Annotated in this window: 25 protein-coding genes; 16 read left to right on the forward strand and 9 right to left on the reverse strand. The window is 67.3% G+C overall.

Annotation, left to right across the window (positions count from 1 at the left end):
• Window positions 1-57: 57 nt before the first annotated feature.
• Together ACODTB_RS25230 and ACODTB_RS25235 are read right to left on the reverse strand one after the other, a co-directional pair.
• The gene (locus ACODTB_RS25230; protein ID WP_488929854.1) at window positions 58-879 is read right to left on the reverse strand and encodes a shikimate dehydrogenase family protein; all 822 of its coding nucleotides are present in this window, start codon (window positions 877-879) and stop codon (window positions 58-60) included.
• A gap of 16 nt (window positions 880-895) precedes the next feature.
• The gene (locus ACODTB_RS25235; RefSeq protein WP_291115409.1) at window positions 896-1,600 is read right to left on the reverse strand and encodes an SDR family NAD(P)-dependent oxidoreductase; all 705 of its coding nucleotides are present in this window, start codon (window positions 1,598-1,600) and stop codon (window positions 896-898) included.
• A gap of 77 nt (window positions 1,601-1,677) precedes the next feature.
• Between ACODTB_RS25235 and ACODTB_RS25240 the strand changes: the two genes are divergently transcribed.
• Window positions 1,678-3,138: an NAD-dependent succinate-semialdehyde dehydrogenase gene (locus ACODTB_RS25240; RefSeq protein WP_488929855.1), complete on the forward strand. Its 1,461-nt coding sequence runs from the start codon at window positions 1,678-1,680 to the stop codon at window positions 3,136-3,138.
• Window positions 3,139-3,190: 52 nt separating this feature from the next.
• Here the strand turns inward: ACODTB_RS25240 and ACODTB_RS25245 are convergent, their stop codons facing one another.
• Window positions 3,191-4,303 (reverse strand): glycerol dehydrogenase, encoded by a 1,113-nt coding sequence (locus ACODTB_RS25245; RefSeq protein ID WP_488929856.1) that lies wholly within the window; start codon window positions 4,301-4,303, stop codon window positions 3,191-3,193.
• Window positions 4,304-4,517: 214 nt separating this feature from the next.
• On the opposite strand from ACODTB_RS25245, the gene ACODTB_RS25250 reads away from it, so the two are divergent.
• The 8 genes from ACODTB_RS25250 to ACODTB_RS25285 all read left to right on the forward strand — a co-directional run bounded on the left by ACODTB_RS25250 (window position 4,518) and on the right by ACODTB_RS25285 (window position 12,231).
• Window positions 4,518-5,783, forward strand: a complete 1,266-nt coding sequence (locus ACODTB_RS25250; RefSeq protein WP_291121498.1) for an ABC transporter substrate-binding protein — start codon at window positions 4,518-4,520, stop codon at window positions 5,781-5,783.
• Between the two features lie 70 nt (window positions 5,784-5,853).
• Window positions 5,854-6,741: a branched-chain amino acid ABC transporter permease gene (locus tag ACODTB_RS25255; protein ID WP_291121497.1), complete on the forward strand. Its 888-nt coding sequence runs from the start codon at window positions 5,854-5,856 to the stop codon at window positions 6,739-6,741.
• A gap of 19 nt (window positions 6,742-6,760) precedes the next feature.
• Complete coding sequence (locus ACODTB_RS25260; RefSeq protein ID WP_291121494.1) at window positions 6,761-7,765, forward strand: branched-chain amino acid ABC transporter permease; 1,005 nt, start codon at window positions 6,761-6,763, stop codon at window positions 7,763-7,765.
• Window positions 7,762-8,508 (forward strand): ABC transporter ATP-binding protein, encoded by a 747-nt coding sequence (locus tag ACODTB_RS25265; protein WP_291121492.1) that lies wholly within the window; start codon window positions 7,762-7,764, stop codon window positions 8,506-8,508. The genes ACODTB_RS25260 and ACODTB_RS25265 overlap by 4 nt, the downstream gene beginning before the upstream one ends.
• Window positions 8,501-9,205 carry an ABC transporter ATP-binding protein gene (locus ACODTB_RS25270; protein ID WP_488929860.1) on the forward strand — a complete coding sequence of 235 codons (705 nt, stop codon included), beginning with the start codon at window positions 8,501-8,503 and terminating at the stop codon, window positions 9,203-9,205. The genes ACODTB_RS25265 and ACODTB_RS25270 overlap by 8 nt, the downstream gene beginning before the upstream one ends.
• Before the next feature lie 102 nt (window positions 9,206-9,307).
• The gene (locus ACODTB_RS25275; RefSeq protein WP_291121488.1) at window positions 9,308-10,192 is read left to right on the forward strand and encodes a transketolase; all 885 of its coding nucleotides are present in this window, start codon (window positions 9,308-9,310) and stop codon (window positions 10,190-10,192) included.
• Between the two features lie 3 nt (window positions 10,193-10,195).
• On the forward strand, window positions 10,196-11,236 hold the full coding sequence (locus ACODTB_RS25280) for a transketolase family protein (protein ID WP_291121487.1): 1,041 nt from the start codon (window positions 10,196-10,198) through the stop codon (window positions 11,234-11,236).
• A 17-nt stretch (window positions 11,237-11,253) separates the two neighbouring features.
• Entirely contained in the window at window positions 11,254-12,231 is a 978-nt protein-coding gene (locus ACODTB_RS25285; protein ID WP_291121501.1) for an NAD(P)H-quinone oxidoreductase, read from the forward strand.
• 13 nt (window positions 12,232-12,244) lie between these two features.
• Here ACODTB_RS25285 and ACODTB_RS25290 read toward each other — a convergent pair whose 3' ends face one another.
• From ACODTB_RS25290 to ACODTB_RS25315, 6 genes are all read right to left on the reverse strand, one after another.
• Window positions 12,245-13,066, reverse strand: a complete 822-nt coding sequence (locus ACODTB_RS25290) for a DUF4377 domain-containing protein (RefSeq protein WP_291121485.1) — start codon at window positions 13,064-13,066, stop codon at window positions 12,245-12,247.
• 129 nt (window positions 13,067-13,195) lie between these two features.
• Window positions 13,196-13,918, reverse strand: coding sequence for a GntR family transcriptional regulator (locus ACODTB_RS25295; protein ID WP_291121483.1), 723 nt, complete (start codon window positions 13,916-13,918; stop codon window positions 13,196-13,198).
• Window positions 13,897-14,862, reverse strand: a complete 966-nt coding sequence (locus ACODTB_RS25300; RefSeq protein WP_291121480.1) for an isopenicillin N synthase family dioxygenase — start codon at window positions 14,860-14,862, stop codon at window positions 13,897-13,899. The genes ACODTB_RS25295 and ACODTB_RS25300 overlap by 22 nt, the downstream gene beginning before the upstream one ends.
• Window positions 14,863-14,872: 10 nt before the next feature.
• Window positions 14,873-15,907 carry an ABC transporter substrate-binding protein gene (locus tag ACODTB_RS25305; RefSeq protein WP_291121478.1) on the reverse strand — a complete coding sequence of 345 codons (1,035 nt, stop codon included), beginning with the start codon at window positions 15,905-15,907 and terminating at the stop codon, window positions 14,873-14,875.
• 61 nt (window positions 15,908-15,968) lie between these two features.
• Window positions 15,969-16,805, reverse strand: coding sequence for an ABC transporter permease (locus ACODTB_RS25310; protein WP_291121476.1), 837 nt, complete (start codon window positions 16,803-16,805; stop codon window positions 15,969-15,971).
• Window positions 16,802-17,557, reverse strand: coding sequence for an ABC transporter ATP-binding protein (locus tag ACODTB_RS25315; protein ID WP_291121473.1), 756 nt, complete (start codon window positions 17,555-17,557; stop codon window positions 16,802-16,804). The genes ACODTB_RS25310 and ACODTB_RS25315 overlap by 4 nt, the downstream gene beginning before the upstream one ends.
• 235 nt (window positions 17,558-17,792) lie before the next feature.
• On the opposite strand from ACODTB_RS25315, the gene ACODTB_RS25320 reads away from it, so the two are divergent.
• The 7 genes from ACODTB_RS25320 to ACODTB_RS25350 all read left to right on the forward strand — a co-directional run.
• Window positions 17,793-18,395: a TetR/AcrR family transcriptional regulator gene (locus tag ACODTB_RS25320; RefSeq protein WP_291121471.1), complete on the forward strand. Its 603-nt coding sequence runs from the start codon at window positions 17,793-17,795 to the stop codon at window positions 18,393-18,395.
• The gene (locus ACODTB_RS25325; protein WP_291121468.1) at window positions 18,376-18,798 is read left to right on the forward strand and encodes a cobalamin B12-binding domain-containing protein; all 423 of its coding nucleotides are present in this window, start codon (window positions 18,376-18,378) and stop codon (window positions 18,796-18,798) included. Before ACODTB_RS25320 ends, ACODTB_RS25325 begins: the two co-directional genes overlap by 20 nt.
• The gene (locus ACODTB_RS25330; protein ID WP_488929857.1) at window positions 18,795-20,441 is read left to right on the forward strand and encodes an acyl-CoA mutase large subunit family protein; all 1,647 of its coding nucleotides are present in this window, start codon (window positions 18,795-18,797) and stop codon (window positions 20,439-20,441) included. The genes ACODTB_RS25325 and ACODTB_RS25330 overlap by 4 nt, the downstream gene beginning before the upstream one ends.
• Window positions 20,442-20,455: 14 nt before the next feature.
• On the forward strand, window positions 20,456-21,640 hold the full coding sequence (gene meaB, locus ACODTB_RS25335; RefSeq protein ID WP_291121756.1) for a methylmalonyl Co-A mutase-associated GTPase MeaB: 1,185 nt from the start codon (window positions 20,456-20,458) through the stop codon (window positions 21,638-21,640).
• Between the two features lie 101 nt (window positions 21,641-21,741).
• Window positions 21,742-21,990 carry a hypothetical protein gene (locus ACODTB_RS25340; protein WP_291121755.1) on the forward strand — a complete coding sequence of 83 codons (249 nt, stop codon included), beginning with the start codon at window positions 21,742-21,744 and terminating at the stop codon, window positions 21,988-21,990.
• Window positions 21,987-23,933, forward strand: a complete 1,947-nt coding sequence (locus ACODTB_RS25345) for an AMP-dependent synthetase/ligase (RefSeq protein WP_488929858.1) — start codon at window positions 21,987-21,989, stop codon at window positions 23,931-23,933. The genes ACODTB_RS25340 and ACODTB_RS25345 overlap by 4 nt, the downstream gene beginning before the upstream one ends.
• Before the next feature lie 18 nt (window positions 23,934-23,951).
• Window positions 23,952-24,337 (forward strand): ATP-binding cassette domain-containing protein (locus ACODTB_RS25350; protein ID WP_488929859.1); only part of this gene is annotated, 386 nt, incomplete at its 3' end.

Consider the following 24,337-nt stretch of genomic DNA (forward strand, 5'->3'; position numbering starts at 1 on the left):
ACAGCTTCCCAAATCCGAGACGGATGAACAACCTATTGAGACATCACACCTAGGTGTTCAGCCGGCCTGGCCAGTCGTGAATTCGACCAGCAGCCGGATCTGCGTCGTGACCATGTGCACGCCCTTGTGGATGCGCTGGCCGTTCTCCGCCGCTCGCTGCAGCAAGGGCGTGACGTCGGGCTGCATCACGACCTCGGCCACCACCGTGTCCTGGCGCAAGGTGGTCGGGTCGAACGGCAGGGGGTCTTCGGGGTGCAGGCCCAGCGAGGTGCCGTTGACGGCGATGTCGTAGCCCTCCATGCGCGCTGGATTGAGTTCGACCACCAGACCCGGGAAGTGGCGCGAGAGCTGCTGCCCCAGTTCGCGCGCCTTGTCCATCGAGCGGTTCCGGATGCCGATGCGTCCCACCTGCGACCCGGCCAGCTCGAACGCGATGGCGGTCGCCACGCCGCCGGCGCCCGCGAGCAGCACCGAGCGGCCGGCCAGCGGGATGCCCCGCTCGAGCAGGCCCTGCACAAAACCCTGGCCGTCGTGCATGCGGCCCGACAGCGTGCCATCGGCGTTCTTGCGCACCGCGTTGCACACGCCCATCACCGCGGCCAGACCCTCCAGCGTGTCGCAGTGCCGGCAGACCTCCTGCTTGTGCGGGATGGTGATGACGAAACCAGGGATGTTCTCGATGCGGCGGATGGCCTCGATGGCCGCGGGCAGGTCCGCGGGCGAGACCTTCCACGGCACCATCACGGCGTTGATGCCGTGCTCGCTGCAGTGCTGGTTGAAGAAGCCGGGCGTGCGCACGTGCTCGCTCGGGTAGGCCAGCAAGGGCACCACGGCGGTTCGGCCATTGACGGCGGGGGTCGGAGGAAGGTTCACGCTCATGGGCTCCGGTGTGGGTTCAGGCGATGCCGAATCCGCCGTCCACCGGCATCACGATGCCGGTGACGTAGGCGGCCTCGGCCGACAGCAGGAAGCTCACCACGCGGGCCACGTCCGCTGGCTGGCCCCAGCGACCGAGTGGAATGCGGCCCAGGATTGCCGTGCTGCGCTCCGGATTGTGGATGGCGCCGGAAGCGAGCCGCGTGTCGATCCAGCCCGGCGCGATCGCGTTGACCCGCACGCCGTCGGCGGCGAAGGCCACTGCGTGCGAGCGGGTGAGGGAGGTCACGCCGCCCTTGCTGGCCGAGTACGCCGGGTTGCGGGCCGAGCCGAACTGGCTCCACATGGAGGCCACGTTCACCACCGCGCCACGCGCCGCCTTGAGGCCGGGCAAGGCGGCGAGCGTCAGCCGGTTGACCGCGTTGAGGTTGATCGCCACCACCTTGTCGAAGCCGTCGGGCGTGAGTTCCTTCTGCTCGTGCAGGATGATGCCCGCCGCATTGACCAGCCCGTCGACGTGCGGGAGCCGCTCGAACAGGGCCGCGATCGCGGCGGTGTCGGTCACGTCCAGGCGGGTGAATTCGAGTTGGTCGGGCAGCGTGGGCTCGGTGTCCAGGCCGGCGCAAACCACGCGCCAGCCCTGGGCTTGCAGCTCCTGGGCGCAGGCCAGCCCGATCCCCGTGCCGCCGCCCGTCACCACCGCCACCTTTTGCCGTTGATTCATGAAAACGTCTCCTTGTTGATAGAAAACGCATGATATATCATGCATCCAAAATCGGACAACCTCTTTTTGGAGACAGCATGAAGCATCTGAAGGATCCCGGCCTCTTTGTTCAGCAGTGCCTGATCGATGGCCACTGGCAGCCCGCCCTGAATGGCCAGGTGCGCGAGGTGATGAACCCCGCCACCGGCGAGCGGGTGGGCACGGTGCCCAACATGGGCGAGGGGGAAACGCGCCTGGCTGTGCAGGCGGCGGCCCACGCCTTCCCGGCCTGGGCCGCGCGCAGCGCCAAGGAGCGCGCCACGCTGCTTCGCCGCTGGTACGAGCTGATGATGGAGGCGCAGGATGACCTGGCGCGCATCATGACGATCGAGCAAGGCAAGCCGCTGAGCGAGTCGCGCGGCGAGATCGCCTATGGCGCGAGCTTCATCGAATGGTTCGCCGAGCAGGGGCGGCGCAACAACGGCGACGTGATCCCCGCGCCGCAGCCCGACAAGCGCATCGTGGTGCTGCGCCAGCCCATCGGCGTGTGCGCGGCGATCACGCCCTGGAATTTCCCCAACGCGATGCTCACGCGCAAGCTCGCGCCGGCGCTGGCCGCGGGCTGCACCATGGTGGTCAAGCCGGCCACCCAGACCCCGTTCTCGGCCCTGGCCATCGCGGTGCTGGCCGAGCGCGCCGGCATTCCCCGGGGCGTGATCAACGTGGTGACGGGGGATGCCGGTGCGATCGCGAAAGAACTCACCGGCAACCCGGTGGTGCGCAAGCTGAGCTTCACCGGTTCTACCGAGATCGGGCGCGTGCTGATGCGGCAATGCGCGGAGCACATCAAGAAGGTCTCGCTGGAACTGGGCGGCAACGCCCCCTTCATCGTGTTCGACGATGCGAACCTGGACGCGGCGGTGCAGGGCGCGATGATCGCCAAGTTCCGCAACAACGGCCAGACCTGCGTGTGCGCCAACCGCCTCTATGTGCAGCGTCCGGTGTACGACGCGTTCGCCCAGAAGCTCGCGGCCAGCGTGCGGGCGATGAAGCTGGGCAACGGCCTCGACGCGGGCGTGGTGGTGGGCCCCTTGATCGACGGCAAGGCCCTGGCCAAGGTGGAAGAGCACATCGACGACGCCCTGGGCCTGGGGGCCAGGGTGATCGCCGGCGGGCGCCGGCTCGAGGGCAACTTCTTCGAGCCCACGGTCATGACCGGTGTGACGCAGCAGATGCGGGTCGCGCGCGAGGAGACCTTCGGTCCGCTGGCGGCCTTGATCCCCTTCGACAGCGAGGACGAGGTGATCCGCATGGCCAACGACACCGAGTACGGCCTGGCCTCCTACGTGTACACGCGCGACCTCTCGCGCAGCTGGCGCGTGTCGGAGCGGCTGGAGTGCGGCATGGTGGGTGTGAACACCGGCCTGATCTCCACCGCCGAGGCGCCGTTCGGTGGCGTCAAGCAGTCGGGCCTGGGCCGTGAGGGCTCGCAGTACGGCATGGACGACTACACCGAGCTGAAATATGTCTGCGTCGGGCTCGACTCAACGGAACCGTGAACCCCAGACGGGCGCAGGCAATGGGCCCATGCCTGGGCCTGCCTGAGCGCGTTCAGCCCAGCCGCGTGGCCTCCACCTGGCGGATGGCTCCTGCGATGCGCTCGGCGCTGAGAGCGGTCGGGAAGTTGCGCACATGCGGCGCGGTCATGGTCTGGTGCGCGATGGTGTCGATCTCGTCCTCGCTGGCCGCGCGCCCCAGGCCCAATTCGTTCAAGTCCTGCGGCAGGCCGGTGCGCTGGTAGAAGCCGCGCAGCTCCGCCATGAAGGCCGCGTCGCGCTCCTCCAGCGTGAGCTGCACCAGCAGGCCGTAGGCGACCTGCAGGCCGTGCAAGGTGCTCGCGGTGCCGGCGATGGCGGACAGTCCCCGCGTCATCGCATGCGACACCGAGAGTCCGCCGTTTTCGAAGCACAGCCCGCTGAGCAGCACCGTGGCCTCGACCAGCGATTCGAGGTGGGCATCGGTGCTGGCGCGCCGCACCGCCTCGATGGCCGGCTCGGCGTGCTCGCGCACGCTGCGGTAGCTCAGGTCGGCCAGCACCAGCGCCGCCTGCGTGCCCAGGCCGCCGTAGATGTTCAGGCCGCCAGCGGCCGCGCAGCGCTCGACCTCGAACTTCTTCGAGAGTGCGTCGCCGATGCCCGCGAGCAGTAGCTTGGCCGGCGCGGCCGCGATCAGCGCGGTGTCGACCACCACGGCCGCGGGGTTGTGCGCCAGGTGCTCCACCGACAGCAGGCGGTGGTGTTCGTCGTAGAGCACAAAGATCTTGCTGGTGGGCGCGTCGTTGGACGCCACCGTGGGCACGGTCACGACCTGCGCGCCCAAGCCCCGGGCCACGGCCTTGCCCACGTCGATGCCCTTGCCACCGCCGGCCGCGATCACCACGCCGGGCTTCGCCGCGGCGAGCTGGTTCGTGAGGCGCTGCACCTCGGCGGGCGTGATGTCGCCGGAGAACTCGCCGGTGCTCAGCGCCACGCCCGAGGCCTGGCACGAGGCCGCCACGCGAGCGCCTATCAGCTCGAGCACGAAACGGTCGGCAATCAGCACGGCCGACGGCGCGAGCAGAGCGACCTGAGCGCCCAGTTGATCGAGGGCGCCCGGGCCCTGCATGTAGCGCAGCGGGCCGCCAAAAACGCGCAACAGGGAAGGGGTGGAGGGGGAAGTGGACATCTTGTCTCCTGCATGGAAAAGGGTTCTTGAACACGGCAGACCGGGCATCGGCATTCGGGAAAACCCGCAGCATGATGCACGTTGCATCATATATCATGCGTCCGATCGAAGGCGAAAGCAAGGTGCTGCCAGACGGGCCGGCACCGTCGCCGTCGATGCCCGGCCGATGCGCTGGACCGCTGGCCGACCCATTCCTCAATCTGGAGACGAGACCATGAAGACCATCCCCACCCATCGGCGCCAGGCGCTGATCCGCCTGGGCGCCGCCTGCCTGTTCGGGCTGAGCGCGGCGGCGTTCGCACAGCCCAAGGAGATCAAGATCGGTTTCGTGCTGCCCCTCTCGGGCGGCACCGCGACCATCGGCAACCAGACCAAGGTCGGCGCCGAGATCGCCATCGAGCAGATCAACGCCGCGGGTGGCATCAAATCCCTGGGTGGCGCCAGGCTGGTCGCGATCTTTGCGGACAGCCAGTCCAAGCCCGATGTGGGCGTGGCCGAGACGGAACGCCTGATCACGCGCGAGCAGGTGTCGGTGATGGTGGGCGCCTACAACAGCGCGGTCACCTTCCCGGCCACCGAAGTGGCCGAGCGCTACAAGACGCCCTGGCTGGTCACGGGTTCGGTGAAGGACGAGATCACCGAGCGCGGCTTCCGCTACGTCTTCCGTCCGAACAACAAGGCGATCTACGACGCGCGCGAGCAGATGGACGCGATCGACCTGCTGGCCAAGGAAACCGGCAACAAGCCGCAGACCATCGGCCTGTTCTACGAAGGCACCGACTGGGGCCGATCGCACACCGCCAACATCAAGAAGATGGCGCTGGAGCGCGGCTACAAGATCTCGCTGGACGAGTCCTACCCGCCGAACCAGTCCGACTTCTCCGCGCAGCTGCTGAAGATCCGCGCGAGCAAGCCCGACGCATTGATCGTCGTGGCCTACACGCCCGACCACATCCTGTTCACGCGCCAGTTCGCGGAGAACCGCCTCAACGTGCCCTACGGGATCCACTCCGTCGGTGGCGGCGCGGAAGACCCTTCGTTCTACAAGTCGGTCAACCCCAAGGCCTACGACCTGATGTTCGTGCAGGACGATTTCCAGGTGGACATCATGCAGGCCATCAAGGACCCGAACGCGTTGGACGCCGACAAGAAGTTCCAGACCCGCATGGGCTACGGTCTGAACGCCTACGGCGCGCAGGGCGTGTCGAACGCCTACATCCTGCGTGACGTGCTGGAGCGCGCCGCCTCGACCGACCGGGAAAAGATCCGCGATGCCCTGGCCGCGACCGACATCAAGAGCGGGCCTGCGCTGATCACGGGCTACAGCCGCGTCGTCTTCGACGACAAGGGCCAGAACCCGCACGCCCACGGCGCCATCACCCAGAACATCGGTGGCGAGCGCCGCACGGTGTGGCCGGCGGCCAACCGGCTGGCCGGCACCAAGCCGGTCTGGCCGCTGCCCGACTGGTCCAAGCGCTGATCCGGTCCACGGCTTCAACCCGGGCGTCCCGCCGCCCCGCGCGGCGGGCGCCCTCATCACGGAAACCGGTATGGATCCCCTCATCTTTTTCTACGCGCTCATCAACGGGCTGCTGCAGGGCGCCATCTATGGCGGCATCGCCCTGGGCCTGAGCTTGATCTTCGGCGTGCTGCGCGTCATCAACTTCGCGCACGGCTCCTTCCTCATGGTGGCCATGTACGCGGCCTACACGCTGTGGTCCACCTTCGGCCTGCACCCCTACGTGGCGGCGCTGGTGACCATGCCCTTGCTGTTCGGCTTCGGCTACTTCACACAGAGCGTCATCATCTCGCCGCTGTTCAAGCGCGAGTCGTCCCTGGTGGTGGAACCGCTGGGCGCGCTGCTGCTGACCACGGGCGTCTACCTGGTCATGGACAACCTGGTGCTGATGACCTACGGCCCGGACGTGCGCTCGGTGAGCGTGGACTTCGCCGGTGGCACCTTCGAGGTCGCGGGCCTGCCGATCAGCATCCCGCGTTTCGTCGGCTTCGTCGCTGCCATCGCGGTGGCAGGGGGTCTCTGGTGGGGGCTCAAGCACACCGACGTGGGCCGCTCCATCCGCGCCACGGCGCAGAACCGCGACGCGGCCGCCATGAGCGGCGTGAACGTCTACCGCGTCTACAACCAGACCTTCGGCCTGGGCGCCGCCATCCTGGGCCTGTTCGGCGCCTTGCTGGTGCCCTTCCTGTCGATCACGCCCACCGTGGGGCTGATGTTCGGCGTCAAGTCGTTCCTGGTGGTGGTGCTCGGTGGCATCGGCTCGATCCCGGGCTCCATCGTGGGTGGGCTGCTGCTCGGTGTGTTCGAGTCGCTGATCTCCCAGTTCGTCACCGCCACCTCGGCTGCGATGTTCTCCTTCCTCATCTTCATCGTGGTGCTGCTGGTCCGTCCCAACGGCCTGCTGGGCCGCAAGGCGTGAGGGCGTGGCCATGTCAAGAATGAACGCCTTTTCCAACTCCCCCTCCACGCTGATCCTGGGCCTGCCCATGATCGCGATCGCGGCCGTGCTGCCGCTGTTCGTGAGCGACTCGTACACGCTGCACTCCCTGACCATGATCCTGTACTTCGCGTACATGGCCACGGCCTGGAACTTCGTGTGCGGCTACGTCGGTCAGCTCTCTCTCGGGCACGCCGTGTTCGCGGGCCTGGCCGGGTATGTGACGGTGCTGCTGTTCACGCTGCTCGGCCTCTCGCCCTGGCTGGGCATGCTGGCTGGCGGTGCGTTCGCGGCCCTGCTGTCGCTGGCCATCGGCTACCCCACGTTCAAGCTCAAGGGTCCGTACTTCACGCTCACCACGATCGCCTTCGCCGAGATCGTGCGCATCTGGTTCGAGAACACCGACGATTTCCTGGGCATCCCGCTCAAGGGCGCGCAGGGCCTCGTGGTGCCGCCCAGCGAACTCGGCGGCCTGGTCTACCAGTTCGAAGGCAAGCTGCCGTATTACTACATCGCCCTGGTGATGCTGGTGCTGGTGCTGCTCGCCACCATCGTGCTCGAGCGCTCGCGCCTGGGCTACTACCTCAAGGCGATCCGGGGTGACCACAACGGCGCCGAGGCCCTGGGCGTCAACCCCACGCGGTGCTCGCTGATCGCGCTCGCGGCCAGCGCCTTCATGACCGGCCTGGGCGGCGCCTTCTACGCGCAGTTCTTCCGCTATATCAACCCGGAACGCAACATGGGCATCGAGTTCTCGATCGACGTCGCGCTGATGGCCATCGTGGGCGGTCAGGGCACGGTGCTCGGCCCCATGCTGGGTGCCCTGGTGCTCCACCCGATCGCGGAGTTTTCGCGCAGCCACCTCGGCGGCACCTTCCTCGGCCTGCACCTGGTCATCTACGGCGTGATCCTGATCGTCGCGGTGCTGTACTTCCCCAAGGGCATCATCGCGCCGATCGATCGCTGGCTGAAACAACGCCTCCAGCAAGGAGGGACGGAAAAATGAGCGATTCGACAACGGCGCTGCTGCAAGTGCAGGGCCTGAGCAAACGTTTCGGCGGCCTGAAGGCCGTGAACGAGGTGTCGTTCGACCTGCGACGTGGCGAGATCCTCGGGCTGCTCGGTCCCAACGGCGCGGGCAAGACCACGGCCTTCAACCTGATCGCCGGTTTCCACCGCGCCGACCAGGGTCGCATCCTGTTCGAAGGCCGCGATGTGCTGGGCATGGCGCCCAGCGACATCTGCCGCGCGGGCATCGCGCGCACCTTCCAGCTCTCGCGACCCTTCGGCGGGCTCTCGGCGGTGGAGAACGTGATGGTCGGCGCCTTCGCGCGCCTGGAGTCCACCGCCAAGGCGCGCGAGCTGGCGATGGAGCTGCTGGACTTCCTCAATCTCGGCGACCGTTGCAACGCCGACGCGAACGACCTCACCGCGTTCGACAAACGCAAGATCGAACTCGGCCGCGCGCTGGCCACGCAGCCACGCCTGTTGCTGATGGACGAGGTGGTGGCCGGTGCCACGCCCAGCGAGGCGGCCGAGATGGTGGCCCTGGTGCGCAAAGTGCGCGACCGAGGCATCACGGTGCTGATCGTGGAGCATGTGATGAAGGTGATCATGGGTCTGTCGGACCGCGTGATCGTGATGGACCAGGGCTGCCTGATCGCCAATGGCGAGCCGCAGAAGGTGGTGAAGGATCCGCGCGTTCTGACGGCGTATTTTGGAGAAGGCTATGTCGGCACCGATGTTTAGCGTGAAAGACCTCTGGGCCGGCTACGGCGAGCAGCAGGTGCTCCGGGGCATCCACCTCGACCTGCACCCCGGCACCATCACCGCCCTGATCGGCGCCAACGGCGCGGGCAAGACGACCTTCCTGCGCACGGTCTCGGGCCTGGTGAAAACCAGCAGGGGCTCTGCGGTGCTGGAGGGCTGCTCGCTCACCGGCCTGCCACCGCACCGCATCGTGGACCAGGGCTTCGTGCAGTCACCCGAAGGCAAGCAGCTTTTTCCCGAGATGACGGTGATGGAGAACCTGATGGTGGGGGCGTCCACGCCCAGGGCGCGCGCGCGCCGCTCCAAGACGATGGACGAGATCTTCGCGCTGTTCCCCATCCTCGATGAACGCCGCCATCAGCTGGCCGGCACCCTGTCGGGCGGGCAGCAGCAGATGGTCGCCGTGGGCCGCGCGCTGATGGCGCTGCCGCGCGTGCTCGCGCTCGACGAACCATCGCTCGGGCTCGCGCCCATCATGGTGGACCGCCTGTTCGAAGGCATCCGCAAGATCCGCAACAGCGAACTCGCGGTGCTGGTCATCGAGCAGAACGTGCAGATGGTGCTCAACATGGCCGACCACGGCTTCGTGATCGAGAACGGCACCATCGCCATGCGCGGCACCGGCCGCGAGCTGCTGCACAACCCGCAGCTGAGGGCCAGCTACCTCGGCATCTGAACACCGGGCCCGGCCGAACCCGGCAGGGCCCGATCCCCTTCCCGCACCACGCCTGCTTAAAAGATATATGGTGCATCAATGCGCAACGAAAGGAACCCACTCATGCCGCAGCCCAGTCCCGTCCGCCGAGCGGACGCTCCCGATTTCATCCCCACCGCCGAAGAGATCGCCCGCCTGCGGGAGAAGGCCCGTTTCGTGCGGCTGGAGACGATCCGGCTGATCGAGATCGCCAAGGTCGGCCACTACACCTCGGTTTTCTCCGCCGCCGAGATCTTCGCCTCGCTGTACTACGACGTGATGTCGCTGCGCCATGGCGAGCCCGCCTGGCCCGACCGCGACCGCTTCCTGATGGGCAAGGGCCACGCCGCCGTGGGGCAGTTCCCCATCCTCGCGGAATGGGGCTTCATCCGCCCGCAAGAGCTGGACGGCTACACCCGCCTGGGCAGCGCGCTGGGTGACCACCCCGACATGACCAAGGTGCCCGGCATCGACTTCAGCTCGGGCTCGATCGGCCACGCGCTCTCCGGCGGCTGCGGCATGGCGCTGGGTGGGCGCATGTCCCAGCGCGACTTCCACGTCTTCGTGATGCTGGGCGATGGCGAGATGCAGGAAGGGCAGGTGTGGGAGGCCGCGCTGTTCGCGGCCCACAACAAGCTCTCGCGGCTGGTCGCCATCGTGGACCGCAACGGCTACCAGCTCGACGGCAAGGTGGACGACGTGATGGGCGTCGAGTCCCTGGCCGAGAAGTGGCGCGCGTTCGGCTGGGAGGTGCACGAGGTGGACGGCCACAGCGTGCGCGACCTCACCGCGCTGCTGCGGCGCCTCAAGGCCGACACCGGCCGCGACAAGCCCGCGTGCGTGATCGCCAGGACCATCAAGGGCAAGGGCGTTTCCTACATGGAAACCGAACCCGGCTGGCACCTGGGCTACCTGGCACCGGCGGACGCGCAGCGCGCCATCGAAGAAATCATGAGCAAGGAGATCTGAACCATGAACCCCCAACCCCTTTCCCCTGACTCCTGGCAGTACCGCGCCCTGAACCAGATCACCCCGGGCCTGAACCATTTTTCGGACGCGCTCATCGAACTGGCCGAGCAGGGCCACCCCGTGATGGCCGGCTCGGCCGACCTGCAGTACTCCAACGGCCTGAACAAGTTCGCCAAGGCCTACCCCGATCGGTATGTGCAGTTCGGCATCTCCGAACAGAACATGGTGACGGCCGCCGCCGGCCTGGCGACCACGGGCCAGATCCCCTTCGTCGCCACCTTCGCGTCCTTCCTGGGTCTGCTGTGCTGCGAGCAGATCCGAATGGACGTGGCCTACAGCAAGCTGCCGGTGCGGCTGGTCGGCCACCACACCGGCATCTCGCTCGGCTTCTACGGCACCTCCCACCACGCGACAGAGGACATCGGCACCATGCGCTCCATCGCGGGGCTCACGGTGATCTCGCCCGCCGACGGCCCGCAGCTGGCCAGCGCGATCAAGGCCTCGATCGGCTGGCCCGAGCCGATCTATTTCCGCATCGGTCGCGGCCGTGAGCCCGACGTGTACGAGAAGAACACGCCGTTCGAGATCGGCAAGGCCATCGAGCACAGCCGGGGCACCGACCTCACCCTCATCGCCTGCGGCATGGCCGTGAAGGGCGCGCTCGAGGCCGCGGCCGCGCTGGGCCGCGCGGGCTTCTCGGTGGGCGTGATCGACATGGCCACCATCAAGCCGCTGGACCGCGACGCGGTGCTGCAGGCGGCAGCGCGTTCACGCCTGCTCATGACGGTGGAAGAGCACAACGTGCTCGGTGGCCTGGGCGCCGCCGTGGCCGAGGTGCTGGCCGACGAAGGCGCGGGCGTGCGCCTGGTGCGCCACGGCATCCACGACGAGTACAGCCTGATCGCTCCGCCCACCCACCTGTACGCGCACTACCGGCTCGACGGCCCCGGCATCGAGGCCGTGGCGCGCGAAGCCATGCAGGGCAAGCGAGCGGCGGCCCGGCCCGCGCCGGCGCTGGCCTTGGTGGCGGGAGGCGCGCGATGAGCGCCGTGCCCACAACAATGCGCTTCATCGACCACGGCCAGGGCGGTGGCCCCGAGGTGCTCGTGCCACGCACCGGTCCCACGCCGGTGCCGGCGGATGGTGAGGTGCTGGTGCGCGTGGCCTTTGCGGGCGTCAACCGCCCCGAAGCCCTGCAGCGGCGCGGGCTCTACGCGCCGCCGCCGGGCGCCTCCCCCATCCTGGGCCTGGAGGTGTCGGGCGAGGTCGTGGCACTGGGTGCGGGGGTGACGCGCTGGTCGGTGGGCGACCCGGTGTGCGCGCTGACCAATGGCGGCGCGTACGCCGACTACGTGGTGGTGCCCGAGGGCCAGGCGCTGCCCGTGCCCGAGCGCATCTCGATGCGGCAGGCCGCCGCCTTGCCGGAGAATTTCTTCACCGTCTGGGCCAACGTCTTTCAGCGCGGCGGTCTGCGCGCCGGGGAAAGCCTGCTGGTGCATGGCGGTTCCTCGGGCATCGGCCTGACGGCGATCCAGCTGGCCAAGGCCTTTGGCGCGCGCGTGCTGTGCACGGTCGGCAGTGCCGAGAAGGCGGCGGCCTGCAAGGCCGCAGGGGCCGACATCACCATCAACTACCGCGAGCAGGACTTCGTGGACGTGGCCCTGAAGGCGACCGAGGGCGCCGGTGTGAACATGGTGCTCGACATGGTCGGTGGCTCCTACGTCGAGCGCAACCTGCGGGCCCTGGCCGTCGAAGGGCGGCTGGTGCAGATCTCGTTCCTGGAATCGTCCCGGCCCGAGCTCGACTGGACGCCGCTGATGGCCAAGCGCATCACCTTCACCGGCTCCACCTTGCGCCCACGCAGCCTGGCGGACAAGACCCGGATCGGCCAGGAGCTGGTGGAGCAGGTGTGGCCCTTGTTGAGCGCGAAGCGCGTGGCGCCCGTGATTCACCAGGTGTTCCCAATGGATCAGGCCGCCCAGGCGCATGCGCTGATGGAGTCCTCCGAGCACATCGGGAAGATCCTGCTGGAGGTTTAGGCCCGCCAGCGGTTCATCGAGGGCCGACCAGCTCCGACTCCACGCGCATGTCCAGCACATAGGCATAGCGCGAGGCGTCGGCCGGCGGGTTCTGGACCGTGTAGCGCTTGACGCGCAGCACGTTGCGCGTGCCCGCCTGGTGCGTGAAGCCCTCGATGTTTCCGTAGAAGTGGCCCCATTCGCCGGCGCTGGTCTTGAGGCCGGCACTGTTGTACTTCACCTCGCGCACCTGCATGCACTGGGCATTGCGCACCACGCCATGGCTGCAAGGCTGGAGCTGGGGGCCCACTTCCAGGAACAGGGTTTCGCCCGCGCCGCCGTAACGCGTGGCGTCGGTGGGCTTGCCCACCAGATGCCAGCGGCTGCCGTCGTTGAACTGCAGCAGCACGCGCGGCGGGTTGGCATCCTGCGCCAGGTGCACACGGGTGGCGCGGCTGATCTGCGCTGCAACGGCCTGTTCCAGCTGCATCAGTTCGCGGTCGGGGCAGGCCATCATCGTGCTCACCGGGCGCGAGATCGTGATGTCGATGCCGTTGAGCTGGTAGCCCGCGCCGATGCCGTTGCAAAGCCTGTCCACCACCACGCGCTGGTCGCCCGGCTTTTCGCCTTGCACAAAGCTCAGGCGCACGACGCGCTGGGGCGCAAGCGCGGTGAATGCGGGCAGTGCACGGCCGCCCGGGTCGTCCGCCTTCTCCAGCTCCCAGTGGAAGGCCTGCAGCGTTTTGTTGAGAGAGGAATCGTTCATGGCGTTGGCCGACGGGTGGGTGGAGGTGGCGCAGGCCGTCAGGCCCAGCAGGGAGGCTGCGGTGAGGGCGATGAATGTCCAGCGTTTCATGTGAAGGCTTCCTTTCTGTGGTCCACCAGGACAGCATGGCGGATGTGCTTGTTTCACGCAAGCTCTCCTGCATAGGGAGGATGGACAGAAGGCCGCGGCGCCGGGCGCACCAACCAGGGCGTGAGAGTCTCAGCGCGACGTGCTGGTGTAGATGCGGTTGCGCCCTTCCAGGCAGTACGTCTGCGCGTGAAAGATCGGCCGGTTCTGTGCGTAGTGCACCCGATCGAGCAGCACGTAGAGCTGCGGCTTGTGGTTGCCGCGCGCCCAGCCGATGGTGCTGGAGTGGACGGCGTGGTACTCCACTTCGGTGCGATCGGTGCGCACGCCCAGGCGCGCGAAGATGTCCACGAACGACATCGAGAACAGCGCCTCGTCGAGCACCTCGGGGAACAGGCTGTCGACATAGCGGTCGTAGCCGTAGCTCAGCAGCTCGTCGTCGCTGTAGATCGCGCGCTCGGTGTAGAGCACGCGCGCGCCGGCGGGCAGGCCCAGCTTGTGCGTTTCCTCGGGTGTGCCGGCGCGGCGCTCCAGCTTGTGCAGCTCGATGCGCGGCGTGCGCCCCTGGCCTTTGATGGTGTCGGTGAGCGATTCGAAATGGCCCATGCCCATCGACGCCGGCGGCGGCGGGGGCGGGCTCACGATGGTGCCCACGCCGCGCTGGATGCGCAGCAGGCCTTCCGTGACCAGGCGGCTGATGGCTTCGCGGATGGTGTTGCGCGACACCGCATAGGCACCGGCCAGTGCGGTCTCGGCCGGGATGGCCTGGCCGGTCGACCATTCGCCGGCCGACAGGCGCCGGCGCAGGTCCTGCGCCAGCCGGTCGGGCAGGGTCAGGACGTCAGCTCGGCCCATGACTTGCGCTCGCCGGCAAAATTCTTGTAGACCTGTTCACCGGCCACGATGGGCTCGAAGCGCGGTGCCTCGCCGTCGGGTGCGAAATCGCGCGGGTCGATCACCTGGTGGTAGTTCGGGTGGATGAACAGCGGGATCGAATAGCGTTCGCGGCCCGAGCGGTTGATCACGCGGTGCAGCGCCGATTTCAACCGGCCGTTGCTCCAGCGCGTGAGCAGCTTGGCGACGTTGAGCACGATGGCTTGTTCGTCGGGCACGACCGGCAGCCAGTCCTGGTCCGGGCCGAGCACCTCCAGCCCGCCGTTCATGTCCTGGATCAGCAAGGTGATGAGGCCCTGGTCTTCGTGCGCGCGCACGCCTTCGTCCGCGATGTGCTGCACCACTTCCTGCGGCGGGTAGTGGACCACGCGCATGTTGGAGTAGGTGTTGCGCGACACGTTGGCGAAGAAGTCGGCCGGTGCACCGAGGTGCAGCGCGAACGCCTGCAGCACCGCTTCGCCGACCTGGAACATCGCGTGGTAGCAGGTCTCCAGGCGCTCGCGGAAGCCCGGCACATCGGGCCAGGGCGTGGCCGCGTAGAACGGCAGCGGCAAGAGGGCCGGGTCGATCGGCGGGATCGGGTGGCCCATGCTGAAGGCCTCCTGCCCGCTGGGCTTCTGGCCCGGCTTGGCGTTGTCGAACATCGGCTGGAAGCCGCGGTTGGTCTTGCGCTCCTGGTAGGGTGCTTTGGCGTCGTCGCTCTGTCCGAAGAACGCTTCGGCGGCGCGGAAGGTGTCGGCAATCACCGCGGGCGGGACGCCGTGGCCCACCAGCTTCATGAAGCCGTAGGTCTCGGCGGCGCGGCCCATCTCGCGCGCGATGGATTCGCGCGCGGCCAGGTCGCCGCCGAACAGCGGCGAGATGTCGATGGTGGGGATCGCGTGTGTGGCGGTGGTGGTGCTCATGCGGTGTCTCTCAGTTGGCCTTGATGCCCGGGTTGAAGGCGTTGGTCATCATCTCGGTGACGGGGGCCACCGACTTGATCTGGTCGTATTCCTTGTAGAAGGCCATGGTGTCCTCCCACACCTTGGGGTCCATCCACAGCAGGCCGCGGGCCCGGGTGTCGGCGCTCTGGTTCAGCGGGTTCTGCACCTTCATGCGCCAGGCGAGCTTGTCGGCGCGCTCGATCTGCTGCGGGTAGGCATCGACCAGCTTCACCGCTTCTGCGGGGTGGTCGATGGTGAACTTCAGGCCCCTGGCCACCGCGCGCACCACCTTGCGCACGGTCTCGGGCTTTTCCTTGATCATCTTGCCGCTGGTGAAGAGCGTGTCGCCGTACGAGGCCACGCCGTACTTCGAGAACCGCAGCACCTTCCAGGTCTTGCCCTTCAGGTGCGCGGGCGCGTCGGTCTTGGCGGCCTCCAGTTCGACCTGATAGGTCTGGTTGTGCAGGTGGCCGGTGAAGTAGTCCACCTTGCCGACCAGAAGGGGTTCGGCGTTGGCCAGCACGGTCTCGACCTTGATCTTCGACAGATCGAGGTGGTTGCGTTTGGCCAGGGCTTTCAGAAACATCTCGCCATCGGCCTGGATGCCCACGCGCTTGCCTTCGAGGTCCTTGGGCGTCGGTTCCGGATCGCCCGGGTTGCCGACGCCGATATAGACGTAGGGCAGCTCCTGGATCAACGCGCCGATGGCGACCACGTCCACCGGCGAAGGCGCCAGGCGCGCCGACATGATGAACGACTGGGCCATGACGCCGAACTGGGCCTGGCCCACGCCCACCGTGGGGATGGGGTTCTTGCCCGGGCCGCCGTCGATGAAGCTGACCTTGATGCCTTCTTCCGCGAAGTAGCCCTTGGCGTCGGCCACCATGAGCGCGGCGTACTGGCCGTTGCGCAGCCACGAGAGCGCGATCCGGACGTCTTCCGTCGGGGCCTGCGCGGCGGCGCCGCTCCAGGCGGTCAGGCCGATGGCCAGGGCCGCGGCGAGTTGGATGAAGGGTGCGCGCATGGTGAGGCTCCTTGAGGGCGAAAACGAAGTGAGGAAGGGGGATGGCCTGGGATGAAGCGCGTCACTTGCCGCCGTTGCGGCTGCGCTCGCTCCAGTTGATGCGAGCGCCGATCACCTGGACCAGCATGTAGATCGCGTAGGACAGCACGGCGGCGAGCAGCGCCACGGCATAGACCTGGTCACCCCGGTACTGGGCCATCGCGCGGTTGATCACGTAGCCCAGGCCTTCGGAGGAAATCATCCACTCGGCGGCCACCGCGACGATGATGCTGGCGCTGCCGGTGATCTCCTGCGCGGCGAGGATGTAGGGGACCGAGTACGGCAGCCGCACCTGGAGGAACACCTTCCAGGGGCTCACGTCGAGGATGCGCATGCGGTCCAGCACCACGGTGTCGACCGCCGCCAGGCCGCGCATGGTGTTGACCAGCACAGGGAAGAAGCCGGCGATGGTGACGATCGCCACCTTGGTCCACAGGCCGTCGCCCACCGCCAGCACCAGCACCGAGGCCAGCGCCACATAGGGCACGTTGCGGATGGTGATGGCCGCCGGCATCAGCAGGCGGTTGAACATCGGCAGCGAGGTGAACAGCACCGCCAGGCCGATGCCGACCACGTTGGCGAGCAGGAAGCCGATGGCGGCTGCGCGCAGCGTGACCATCAGGTGCTGCGTCACGAACGAAGTCTCCTGCGTCAGCACGGCCAGCACCTGCGTGGGGCGCGGGATCACGAACTCCGGCAGGCCCGAGAACGCAATGGCCAGGTACCACAGGCCGAGGATGGAGACGATCGGAAAGGCGATGCGCGAAGCGATCTTCAGCACCCGCAGCAACAGGTTGCGCGTGGCAGCGGTTGGCGGGGCCGGCGCGACGGCGGGCGGGGTCACGGTGGTGGTGTTCATGCGGCGGCCCTCCATTGGCCGAACAGCAGGCCGCGGATGCGGTCGGTGAGGGCCACGAATTGCGGATCGGTGCGGAAGGCCGCCGTGCGCGGGCGCGGCGAGGGCACGGCGATGTCGGCCAGGATGCGGCCCGGCGCCGGCGAGAACACGATCACGCGATCGGCCAGCAGCACGGCCTCGTCGACATGGTGGGTGACGAACAGCACGGTCTTGGGGCGCGTGGCCAATTCGGTGCCCAGCCACAGGCCCAGCTCTTCGCGCTTCATTTCGTCCAGCGCGGAGAAGGGCTCGTCCATCAGGAGCACCTCGGGGTCGTGCGCGATGGCCGACGCGAAATTCACGCGCTGCAGCATGCCGCCCGAGAGGTGGTGCGGCATCTTCTCCTCGTGTCCCGCCAGGCCGAAGTCGCGCAGCAGGCCGCGCGCGGGCAGGCCGGCGCGACCGGTCACCTTCTGGGTGAACTCGACGTCCTCGACGGCGCGCTTCCACGGCAGCACCGCGGGCCGCTGCGACACCAGGCCCAGTTGGCGCTGGCGCCGCACGGTGGCGGGCGGCAGGCCGCCGATCCGCACCGAACCGCTGCTGGGCTGGTCCAGGTCCGCCACCAGGCGCAACAGCGTGGTCTTGCCGCAGCCCGATGGCCCGACCAGGGCGATGAACTCGCCAGCCGCGATGTCGAGGTCGACCGATTCGAGCGCCACGGTGGGGCCGAAGCGGCGTGAAACGTTTCTGAGTTGAATGTCGGCGGACATGATGTCTGGACGTCCCCAAAAGTGGGCGGGTTGTTGGACGTCCAATGTCCAGAGCGAGATTCATGCCACCGCCTCGGACCGACGGCGGAAGTCTGTTTGAATTCACAGGGCTCGCTGCCGTACGACGGCGGGTCATGGCCGTGGCGACTCCTGCCTCAGGGAATCCCCGAGGGTCGATTCCATTGACAACAGGTTCCGCCATCTTCACAATAAACCTAACGAACGATCGCTTTTCATGACAACGACCAAATCCACTCGCTCACCCCGAGCCGACAACCGGTTGCCTGAACTTCTGGATGCCGCCGCGCGCCTCTTCGCGCGGCGTGGATACGCCGCGACTTCCATGCGCGACATCGCCGTCGAGGTCGACATGAAGCCGGGGTCGCTCTACTACCACTTCCCCTCCAAGGAGGAGCTTCTGCTGGCGGTCTACCAGGCCGGCGTGCTGGAACTGGAGAAGACGACGGCCGATGCCTTGCAGAAGGAAACCGACCCATGGGTGCGGCTGGAGGTGCTGTGCCGGGCGCATCTGGAGGTCGTCCTGCGCGACAGCGACTACGCCCAGGTGCTGATCCGCGTGTTGCCGGACGACATTCCCCAGGCCGCAGATCGTTTGCGGGAACTCCGCGAAAGCTACGAACAGGTCTTCCGCACCACCGTGGCGCAGTTGCCGCTCTCTGCGGGCACGGACCGGCGTGCCCTTCGTCTGATGCTGATTGGCGCGCTCAACTGGGCGGTGCTCTGGTTCAACCCCGACGGACGCGATTCCCCACGCGTTCTCGCGCGAAAGTTTGTGGGGCTAGTGAAGGAAATACAAGATGGCCGAACGTCCCCCTAGGGTGATCGTCACGAAGATTGGTTTTGATGGACATGACCGAGGCAGCCGCGTGATCGCGGCCTGCCTGCGCGATGCGGGCATGGAGGTGATCTACACGCCGCCGTGGCAGGAGATTCCCACCGTCGTCAAGCTCACGATGGAAGAGGATGCCGACGTCATCGGAATCTCCTCGCTCGCCACCGACCACCTCATCGTGCCCAAGCTGATGGCCGCGCTGAAAGAAGCCGGGCTGTCGGATGTGCAGGTCATCGTCGGCGGCATCGTGCCGGCCAAGGACGAATCGATGCTGCTGGAATGCGGCGTGGCCCAGGTGTTTCACCCCGGCACCTCGCTGGACGATGTGGTGGTGTCGGTGCGCGCGCTGTCCGAGAAGCGCCGCGCCTTGCTGGGAGCCTCGACATGAACGGCCAGGTGCAATGGGAAACCGAATTCGCTCAGGGTGTGGCGGGCGACGCCACCACCTACAACCGCTCCGGCATCGGCATCAAGCCGCTGTACACGCCGCAGGACCACACCGGCGCAGCATCGTATGACGATGCGCTGGGCTATCCCGGCCAGTACCCGTACACGCGGGGCATCTACGCCACCATGTACCGGGGTCGCAGCTGGTCCCAGCGCCAGCTCATCGGCCTGGGCGTGCCTGAGGACTACAACCTGCGGGTCAAGGAGATCCTCGACCTCGGCGCCTCTGCGCTCTCGCTGATCCCTTGCAACTCGGTGTTCCGGGGCTACGACGCCGACGACGTGCCTTCGGAATTGCTGGGCACCTGCGGCACGGTCATCAACCACGTGGAAGACATGCGGGTGGCCCTGGACGGCGTGCCCATCGGCAACCTTTCCACCGCCATGAACGACCCCTCGCCCTTCACGCTGCTGGCCTTCGAGCTGGCGGTGGCCAAGCGCCGTGGCGTGCCGTGGACCAAGATCACCGGCACCTCGAATCAGAGCGACTGCATCTCGCACTTTGTTGCGAACCACATGTTCTTCCGCCTGGCGCTGCAGGGCGCGCGCCGGGTCATCGTGGACCACATCGCGTTCGCCAACAAACACGTGCCCGGCTGGAACCCGCTGTCCATCGTGGGCCAGCACATGCAACAGGCCGGCGCCACCCCGGCCGAGGCCATGGCGTTCACGCTTTGCTCCGGCATTCAGTACGCCGAAGACTGCATTGCCAGCGGCATGGATCCCGACCAGTTCCTGCCGCGCTTCACCTTCTTCTTCGACGTCTCGGTCAGCTTCTTCGAAGAGGTCGCCAAGTTCCGCGCCGGCCGCCGCATCTGGGCCCGGCTGTGCCGCGAGCGCTTCGGCGCCAAGGACCCGCGTTCCTGGCGGTTCAAGTTCCACGGTCAAACCTCGGGCGTGGACCTGACGCGGCAGCAGCCGCTCAACAACGTTGCGCGGGTCACGGCGCAGGCCATGGCCGGCATCTTCGGCGGCTTGCAATCGCTCCACACGGACGGCTACGACGAGGTGTTTTCCACGCCCACCGCCGAGGCCGCCCGCATCGCGGTGGCCACGCAGAACATCCTGCGGGAAGAGGCGCACCTGACGGACGTCATCGACCCGCTGGGCGGCTCCTACTACGTGGAGTCGCTCACCAACGACATGGAGACGAAGATCAACGCGATCATCTCGATGATCGACGAGGCCGGCGGCATGTACCAGGCAGTGGAAAAAGGCATCGTGCAGCGCATGATCGGCGATTCCGCGCTCGCCTTCCAGAAGAAGGTCGACGCGGGCGAACAGACCATCGTGGGCGTCAACGCCTACCAGGTCGAGGAAGACCCCGCGACCTACCCGTCGCTGGAGTACCCCGACGCCGCGCGCATGCAGTCGTACCTGCGCCGCCTGGCCGACTTCAAGAAGTCGCGCTCCAGCGCGGACGTCGACAAGGCGATCGGCGCGCTGGCGCGCTCGGCCAACACGGCCAAGTCCAACGTGTTCGAGCATGTGGTGGCCGCGGCGGAGGTCGGTGCCACCCACGGCGAGATCTGTGGCACCTTGCGCAAGGAGCTGGGCTTCGGACATCCGTTGACGGTGGTGTGATCGCCGTGAGCAACATGTCCATCCAAAAGGTGCTGGCGGGCGACCGGCGCTCGATCGCCCGGGCCATCAGCGCGCTCGAGAACGGCGGCGAAGCCGCCTACGAGGTGCGCCGCGCGATTGCAGGGTCGCAAGGCCGTGCCCACGTTATCGGCGTCACAGGGCCACCCGGCGGTGGCAAGTCCACGCTGGTGTCGTCGCTGATCAAGGGCCTGCGGCAAAAGGGCAGGACGGTCGCCGTCGTGGCCATTGATCCCTCCAGCCCGTTCACGGGCGGGGCGGTGCTGGGTGACCGCATCCGCATGGGCGAGCGCCAGAGCGACGAAGGTGTCTTCATCCGGTCGCTGGCTTCGCGCGGCCATCTCGGTGGCCTGTCGGTGGCGGCCGGAGACGTCATCGACCTGTTCGACGCGTCCGGATTCGACGTCGTGATCGTCGAGACCGTGGGTGCAGGCCAGTCCGAGGTGGAAATCACGCGCTTCGCCGACACGCGTCTCGTGGTGTGCCCTCCCGGCCTCGGCGACGATGTGCAGGCAATCAAGGCGGGCGTGCTGGAAATCGCAGACCTCTTTGTCGTGACCAAGGCCGACCTCCCCGACGCGCGCAAGACCGAGTCCGAGCTGCTGGCCATGCTGACACTCAGGCGCTCGCAGGCCGAGGCTCCGCCGGTCAAGTGCGTGTCGGCACCCAGCGAACAGGGCGTCGGCGACGTGGTGGACTGGCTCGATGCGCGCAGCGAGCGCGGCCGGCGGCACGCGGCTGGCGGTGCCAAGGCGGCCTACAACCTGGTGTCCACCTGCATCGCAGGCGACAACATGGCGAGGCTGCTCGGCATCGAGCTCGTGTCGGCGTCGATGGGCAGCACCACGCTGCGCATGAAGGTCATGCGCAAGCACATGAACTTCAACGACCGGTGCCACGGCGGTGCGCTCTTCGCGCTGGGCGACATGGCCTTGGGCCTGGCCTGCAACTCGTACGGAAAGATCGCCACCCTGGTGGATGGGCAGCTGAGCATCTCCACGGCGGTCGAGGAAGGCGAGTGGCTGGTGGCGCATGCCTACGAAGTCTCGCGTTCGCGCAAGATCGGCAGTTACCAGGTGAAGATCACGCGCGCACGCGACGACGAGCACATCGCGTTGCTGCACGGCACGGTCTACGTGCTGGACCGTTCCGTCGAAGCGGCGTTGGACAAGGGCGCGTGATGGGCTTGCTTTCCGAAGCGCCTCTGCAGGGCCGGGGGCGGAAGCATCTTCGTTCTCTCAAACGCCTGGCGCGGGTCGGGAGCGGCGCACAGGCCGAACCCTTGCTCAGACTCCAGAGCCAGGTGATCGCGCTGGCGCTGCTGGACCGCAGCATCAAGTTCAAACACCGTCGGCTGGCGTTGCTGCGGCTGAAAGAGGCCGTCGAGCTGGGGGCCTCGGTGAACACCGAGCAGTGGACGTATTGCAAGGGCGTCATGAGCCAGGTGCAGGACGTCGTTCTGCGGGCCGATGTCGAGCGCGCCGCGACCTGTTTTCAAGCTTCTCGCGTTGCCAAGGTAGGACCCCTGTGAACACGACTTTCCCCCGATGGCTGCTGGCACAAGCGGCCGAACATGGTGATCGGCCGGCGATGCGCGAGAAGGAATACGGCATCTGGCAGACCACGACCTGGGCCGGCATGGCCGAGCTGGTGGAGGCCTTGGCCTGCGGGCTGCACCAGGCGGGCCTGCAGCGCGGTGAGCACATGGTGGTCATCGGTGCCAACCGCCCGCGCCTGTACGCCACGATGCTGGCCGCGCAGTCGCTGGGCGCGATCCCGATCCCGCTGTACCAGGACGCGGTGGCCGCCGAGTGCGTCTTCCCGATCAACAACGCCGAGGTGCGCTTCTGCGTGGTGGAAGACCAGGAGCAGGTCGACAAGATGCTGGAGATCCGCGAGCGCTGCCCGCAGCTCAGCCACCTCTACTACGACGACCCGCGCGGCCTGCGCAACTACGACCAGCCCGGCCTGCGCAGCATGGCCTCGCTCATCGAAGCCGGCCAGGCCCACGCCAAGGCCCACCCCCAGCTGTTTCGCGAACAGGTGGAGCTGGGCCGCACCGAGGACGTGGCCGCCATGTTCTTCACCAGCGGCACCACCGGCAACCCCAAGGGCGTGGTGCACACCCACCAGACCCTCATCAACCGCGCCACCGTGGGCGCCAGGTTCGACAAGCTCACGCGCGAAGACGAGATCCTGGCCTACCTGCCCCCGGCCTGGATCGGGCAGAACATCTTCAGCTACGCGCAGTGGCTGGTGGCCGGCTACGTGGTGAACTGCCCGGAGTCGGCCTCCACGGTCACGATCGACCTCAAGGAAGTCGGCCCGACCTACTACTTCGCGCCGCCACGCATCTTCGAAAGCCTGCTCACCAGCGTGATGATCCGCATGGAAGACGCCGGCGCGATCAAGCGCGGCATGTTCCACCGCTTCATGGCGCTGGCCCGCCGCGTGGGCCCGGACCGCATGGACGGCAAACCGATCGGCCTGATCGACTCGATCAAGTACCGCCTGGGCGACTGGCTGGTCTATGGCCCGCTGCGCAACAACCTCGGCATGAGCCGCGTGCGCGTGGCCTACACCGCGGGCGAAGCCATCGGGCCCGACCTCTTCAGCTTCTACCGCTCCATCGGCATCAACATGAAGCAGCTCTACGGCTCCACCGAGACGGCCGTCTTCGTCTGCCTGCAGCCCGACCACGAGGCCCGCGCCGACACCGTGGGCGTGCCCTGCGAAGGCGTGGAGATCAAGCTCTCCGAGAGCGGCGAGATCCTGGTCAAGTCCCCGGGCCTGCTCAAGGGCTACTACAAGAACGAGGCCGCCACGGCCGAGGTGCTCACCGCCGACGGCTGGTACCACACCAGCGACGCGGGCTTCATCGACGCCTCGGGGCACCTGAAGATCATCGACCGCGTCAAGGACGTGGGGCGCCTGAAGGGCGGCGCGCACGACGGCGCCATGTTCGCGCCCAAGTACGTGGAGAACAAGCTCAAGTTCTTCTCCCACATCAAGGAGGCCGTGGCCTACGGCGACCAGCGCGAGCGGGTCTGCGTGATGATCAACATCGACTTCGAGGCGGTGGGCAACTGGGCCGAGCGGCGCAACCTGCCCTACGCCGGCTACACCGACCTGGCGCAGAAGCCCGAGGTGTACGAACTCATCCGCGAGTGCGTGGAGAAGGTCAACGCCGACCTCAGCCGAGACGAGCTGCTCGCGGGCAGCCAGATCAGCCGCTTCCTGGTGCTGCACAAGGAGCTGGACGCCGACGACGGCGAGCTCACCCGCACGAACAAGGTGCGCCGCGGCTTCATCGCCGAGAAGTACGGCGTGCTGGTCGAGGCGCTGTACGGCGGCAAGGCCGAGCAGTACATCCAGACGCAGGTGAAGTTCGAGGACGGGCGCACCGGCTCGGTCAGCGCCACGCTCAAGCTGAGCGACGCCAAGACCTTCACCCCCGTCAAGGCCGCAGCCTGATTGAGCCCAGACCCCAAAATGACACAGAAGAAGATCGGCGACGTCGTCCTCAACGTCCAGAACATCAGCCTGCGCTTTGGCGGCGTCAAGGCCCTGACCAACATCAGCTTTGACGTGCGCGAGCACGAGGTGCGCGCCATCATCGGGCCCAACGGCGCTGGCAAGAGCTCCATGCTCAACTGCATCAACGGGGTGTACCAGCCCCAGGAGGGCTCGATCAGCTTTCGGGGCCGCACCTTCAGGCACATGAACAGCCGCCAGGTGGCCGAGATGGGCATCGCGCGCACGTTCCAGAACCTGGCGCTCTTCAAGGGCATGAGCGTGATCGACAACCTCATGACCGGGCGCAACCTGCGCATCAGGAGCGGCTTGCTGGCGCAGGCCTTTCGCAACCCCTTTGGCAT

It is taken from the genome of Hydrogenophaga sp. FG152 (assembly GCF_057809615.1).